This window comes from Acidovorax sp. KNOB132 (genome assembly GCF_057541515.1).
The window spans coordinates 1-4600 of sequence record NZ_BAAJYT010000272.1; the positions used below are offsets into that span (position 1 = coordinate 1).

The 4600-nt window shown below is 62.1% G+C and carries 6 protein-coding genes and 1 pseudogene; 5 read left to right on the top strand and 2 right to left on the bottom strand.

Annotated elements, in window-relative coordinates:
* Positions 1-509: ABC transporter ATP-binding protein (locus tag AC27IO_RS20705; protein ID WP_498740525.1), on the bottom strand; the 509-nt coding region annotated here is incomplete at its 3' end.
* A gap of 272 nt (positions 510-781) precedes the next feature.
* On the opposite strand from AC27IO_RS20705, the gene AC27IO_RS20710 reads away from it, so the two are divergent.
* From AC27IO_RS20710 to AC27IO_RS20725, 4 genes are all read left to right on the top strand, one after another.
* Positions 782-1501, top strand: a complete 720-nt coding sequence (locus AC27IO_RS20710) for a DUF6402 family protein (RefSeq protein ID WP_498740527.1) — start codon at positions 782-784, stop codon at positions 1499-1501.
* Positions 1476-1661, top strand: a complete 186-nt coding sequence (locus AC27IO_RS20715) for a DUF6402 family protein (protein WP_498740532.1) — start codon at positions 1476-1478, stop codon at positions 1659-1661. Before AC27IO_RS20710 ends, AC27IO_RS20715 begins: the two co-directional genes overlap by 26 nt.
* 1 nt (position 1662) lies before the next feature.
* A complete protein-coding gene (locus tag AC27IO_RS20720) occupies positions 1663-2067 on the top strand; it encodes a hypothetical protein (RefSeq protein WP_498740528.1) in 405 nt (134 codons plus the stop codon).
* 199 nt (positions 2068-2266) lie between these two features.
* The gene (locus tag AC27IO_RS20725) at positions 2267-2650 is read left to right on the top strand and encodes a hypothetical protein (RefSeq protein WP_498740530.1); all 384 of its coding nucleotides are present in this window, start codon (positions 2267-2269) and stop codon (positions 2648-2650) included.
* A 56-nt stretch (positions 2651-2706) separates the two neighbouring features.
* Here the strand turns inward: AC27IO_RS20725 and AC27IO_RS20730 are convergent, their stop codons facing one another.
* Complete coding sequence (locus tag AC27IO_RS20730; RefSeq protein WP_498740531.1) at positions 2707-3852, bottom strand: alginate lyase family protein; 1146 nt, start codon at positions 3850-3852, stop codon at positions 2707-2709.
* 423 nt (positions 3853-4275) lie between these two features.
* On the opposite strand from AC27IO_RS20730, the pseudogene AC27IO_RS20735 reads away from it, so the two are divergent.
* Positions 4276-4600, top strand: a pseudogene (locus tag AC27IO_RS20735) (hypothetical protein); the annotation flags it as partial.

Sequence of the window (4600 nt, forward strand, 5' to 3'; positions counted from 1 at the left end):
GGCTCGTCCAGCAGCAGCACGCGCGGCTCGGTGATGAGGGCGCGCGCCAGCGCCACGCGCTGCTGCTGCCCGCCCGACAGCTCCGCCGGCTTGCGGTCGGCCAGGTGCCCCATCGCCACGCGCTCCAGCAGCGCCCGCGCGCGCGCCTGCCGCTCGGCCTTGCCCACGCCCTTCATCTTGAGGCTGAACGCCACGTTGTCCAGCGCGGACAGGTGGGGAAAGAGGGCGAAGCTCTGGAACATCATCGCCGTGCCCCGCTCGGCCGCCGGCAGATCGGTGATGTTGCGGTTCTCCAGCAGCACATCGCCACTGGTCACCGACTCGTGCCCCGCGATCATGCGCAGCGTGGTGCTCTTGCCGCAGCCCGAAGGCCCCAGCAGGCAGCAGTAGCTGCCGCTGGCAATGCGCAGATCGATGCCATCGACGGCAGGCTTGCCCTGCGCATAGCGCTTGGCGAGCGCAACGATTTCAATGGCGGCGGGGGCCGGGGGGTGGGAGGTGGCGTCCATGCCGGGGCATTACGCAAACGCCATGCCAGCCTGGAATACGGTTTTTGCACCGTTTTGTATACAAAACGACACGGCCAGGAAGATCAATGCACCGCTGTGGCGAATGAGGGCACCTTGGGCAATATTTGTTTTATTGTTACGTGATTAATATGCAAATAAAGTAAGAGTGCGTTGCAAAGAGACCAGGGTTGCGGGGGAGCTTTTAAGATACGCCGCGCGGTTGTTTGTATGGGAATGGCCGCAATGCCCTGCATCGATAAAAGGGAGGATTCATGACAAAAGATTTCAACGATGCCGCGCTTGCTGCGGCCCGGCTGATGGCGAAGCCCATCAGCCTCGCTTCGAATTACCCAGCCGCTGGTTGCTTCAAGAACATTCAGCTGACCGATCTTCCTGCGGCCATGGAGAAGAACGGATTTCGCGTGGGCGCTGCCCTGGTGCGTAAATGGTTCACGGGTGCGCCGTTCGCCATGCCGAGTGCCTGGAAAACAGGTTTAGGGGTAGACCACAGGTCTTTGACCGCGCAGCACATCGATACGTCGATCATCAGCATGCCTTGGGCGTTGCGCTTCGGAAGAACGCAGGAAACCTATTTGGAACTCAAAAATGCCGTTTCCGGTAACGGCTCAGAAAGAAGCCTGGCCTTTTCACAAAAGGAACTCTTCAACAACCTCCGAAAAGCGGGAAAGCTGGGAACGCATGCCACCCCGTTCGGCATCAGTCCTTTCGTGGTCGATGTGCACGAGACGGCCCATGTCAATGCCGGCTCTGTATCAGCGAACGGACTCGAAAAACTGGCAGACCCGATTGATGACATGTATTGCGCATTGGGCGCTTTCACATTGCATGTCGCAGCAGAAGGCGTTGTGACGCCATTGGAAAACGCCGTAGCGCGCGCACACCGCGTAGACATTCACAGCCTGGTTTTTTTATATAAGAGACTGCTACGACTTCTCAGGCGAACAGATCCTTGGCCACTGGAACGCCAGTGAAGTGCGTAAGGTGCCTTCCTCAAATCTCTACATGATGGAAAACGCCAGTTTCCGCGAATGGCGCTCACACCATCAAAAGGGGGGTGACTTCATTGTTTTCTCCGATCTTTATCGTGAAAGACTAAAGACCCCTTTGACTTGGCATTGCAAGGTGACTTGAGATGGCGATCCCCTTATTACCCCCCTCGCAAACTGCGGAGCGCAAAGCATTTTGGCGCAGATGGCAATGGTGGGCTGGGCTGATTTTTTGGCTCATCGCCTTGCTATCGCTCGCAGTCTGGCTGGTGTTTAACACCCCCATTCTTTTCGTACTGGCCAATTCCAGTTATTTCGGAAAGGCAGAGTTTTCCCACGCATCGCACTGTAAAAACACCAGCTATCGCCTGGATATTTACCTATACAAAAATGGGGATGGCTACGCTCAACTGGTGGACGGCTCAGGCCGCGCGCACGGCAGATCGCTTTTTTCAGATGGGACTGACCTGAGCCCGATCTGGTCAGACGATTGCAAGCAGGTAAGCATCAACACGGACAAAGACCCTGCTTTGTTGAGCGTACGGCCATGAAGCCGACTCAGCATCCAAATGTTCCGGTTCACGATGAATCCGTTCTCGCAAGAAGCAGCCATCGGTAATTCCTATCGGGCACATGGTTGCCACCGATTCAATGTCGGCTCCAGTCGATAACGCACCAATTTAAAAGTGCGTCCTCGACTGGCAAATCCATCGGCTCGTATTCACTGAGCCCGCCTGCGACCCAACACCCATGAAATCCCACACCTCTTCACTCTCCACCCACCGCGCGGCCTTCCGCCAGCCCCGCTTTTGGCAGACCTGGCCGCGATGGGCGTTGCTGCTTCTCGCGGCCATGCCGCTGGCCCTGCTGGCCGGGTCCCTGCTCTCCTCCCGCGCTTTCAACACTGCAGAACTCATGCACACCGATGTGTGCGGCGGGAGTGACTACAGCCTGGAGTTCTACGATTACAGCGACGGCGCGGGCTACGTGAAACTGGTGGACCAGGCCGGGCGGTCGTATGGACGCGCCGAGCATTCGGACGCCGACGCACTTCGCCCGGTGTGGGCCGACGATTGCCTGTCGGTCACGGTCAGCACGGACCGGCGCCGCGTGCGGCTGGAGGTCAAGCCCTGACCGGCCCCTGGCCTGCGTGGCCCATCGCGTTCAAGCAGGGTGTTCAGGCGCCCCACTCACCCTCCCTGGGTGCGTGCGGCAGGCAGCCGGCTGAACGCCAGGCGCCAGTTCGGGCGCCCCCCGCCGAGCCGCTCCGCCAGGGCAGCGCACTCGGGGTCGTAGGCAGCGGCCAGGAACAGCAGCGGCAGTGCGTCGCGCGGCTCGTACAGGCTGCCGACCACATGACCCCGCTCGCCATTGTCCGAGCGCGCCTTGTCGAATCGCACATCGCTGCCCACGAACTCGGCATGCGTCTTCTCACCCCTCAGGTACGGCATCAGCCACGCCACGCTGTGGGCGATGGAGGCGCCGTTCGCCGCCTTCCAGTGGTAGAAATCCTCGCCCTGCTCCGCGAAGGCCAGCGCCAGCGTAACGAGCGGGCGCAGGTCGTACACGTGGTAGGACAGCGCATCGCGCTCCTGGAAATCGACGCTTTCGCCGCTGGCAAGCAGGTTGTCGTTGATCTGCGCACGCAGGCCGTCCCGCGCGTAGGCGATCAGCCGTGCATCGCCGATTGCGAAGCCGATGAGGCCGACGATCTTCAGGCGATGGCTGTGCCAGTTGTTGGTGGCGGTTTTCTTCTTCATCTCCCGCGACCCCATCTCGGCTTCGGCGATGCGGCGCATCCAGCCATCGACCGATTCGCGTGTGGAAGCGTCCAGGTCGGCCCGCACCAGCCGATACCCGAAGATGGCGGGCTCCAGGCCGGTTTCATCGATGGGCTGGCCGGTCGGTCGGTTGACCTGTGCCCAGCGCAGCAGGTAGTCGCCCGCCTTCGCCGCATGGCGCGGGTCGTGGTCGACCCGGTAGGTGATGGCGAGCGCCTGGATCTTGTCCATGTCCTGCAGGCCCGCTTCGGTCTGGGCCTTGAGCGGATCGCCCCGCAGCCGACCGCCAGTGGTCAGCACGGCCACGGGCCGGGGCTCGCTCTTCATCGCGTCTTCGGCGATGCGCCGCTGGGCGCCCATGGCATTGCGCCATGCGGGGACGGTGGCCGATTGTTCTCGCGCCTGATCCCATTGCCGGGGCGTGGGCCACAGCGTTTGCGCCTGCGCCAGGCAAGCGCCAGACAGCGCCACCCAGGCGAGAGCCGCCAGGACGGCCTTGCGCCCGCTGTGGGGAAAAGGCACCGCGTGCCGCACTTTCCATAGAACCATTGGCATTGATCTTCCCTGGTGGATGGCGCCGCACTGCACTGCACTGCATTGCGCAAGCGGCTGACTGCCGTGCAGAACGCACCCGGTGAATTGAGGAGGCCACCGCCGGCGCGATGGCCCAGAAAGCCGGAGGACAGGGCAGTCGCCAAGCGAATCCGGTGCACCGGCAATGGCACCGAACCATGATGGCGTGCGGCCGCATCGCCCATGCTTCCAACGGTTTCAGCCTGGGGCGGACCCATTCATCGGCATCCGCGCGAGCACGCCTCACACGCACATTCCGCGTGCAAGCAAGTACCTATCAAGATTGAAACAACTATTTACATAAACATTGGCGAAAGACAGTCTGGCGCCGATTTCTACCGCCTCGGCCGCACACCGGCACGTGGCAGTCCCTTCGGCCCAACGCGATCACCCAGGAAACGACCTGTGAACCACTCCAGAAAAATCCGCCTCTCCCTGCTGACTGCCGCCCTCGCTGCCGCTTGCCTGGTCCATGCTCCTCTGGTGTTGGCAGCGGACGTGCGCATCACCGTGCCTTCAGCAGGCGGCTTCGTGGTGCGCAGCGCCAATGGAACGCAAGAGGGGCTGCGGGTGCAGGATGGTGGCGGTGTCTTTCTGCCCACCCTCTCCACGCGCACACCCGTGGCCACGGTGCTGTGCTTTGAAACCACGACGGGCGCCCTGGGTCCCTGTGCAGCAGGCGTGGCGGCCGGTCCGACCGGCGCCACGGGCGCGACCGGCGCCACGGGCG

What these genes read in the sequence shown, in the direction of transcription:
- AC27IO_RS20710 (WP_498740527.1), top strand. Translation starts at nt 782, where the DNA reads ATGACAAAAGATTTCAACGATGCCGCGCTTGCTGCGGCCCGGCTGATG.
- AC27IO_RS20720 (WP_498740528.1), top strand. Translation starts at nt 1,663, where the DNA reads ATGGCGATCCCCTTATTACCCCCCTCGCAAACTGCGGAGCGCAAAGCA.
- AC27IO_RS20725 (WP_498740530.1), top strand. Translation starts at nt 2,267, where the DNA reads ATGAAATCCCACACCTCTTCACTCTCCACCCACCGCGCGGCCTTCCGC.
- AC27IO_RS20730 (WP_498740531.1), bottom strand. Translation starts at nt 3,852, where the DNA reads ATGCCAATGGTTCTATGGAAAGTGCGGCACGCGGTGCCTTTTCCCCAC.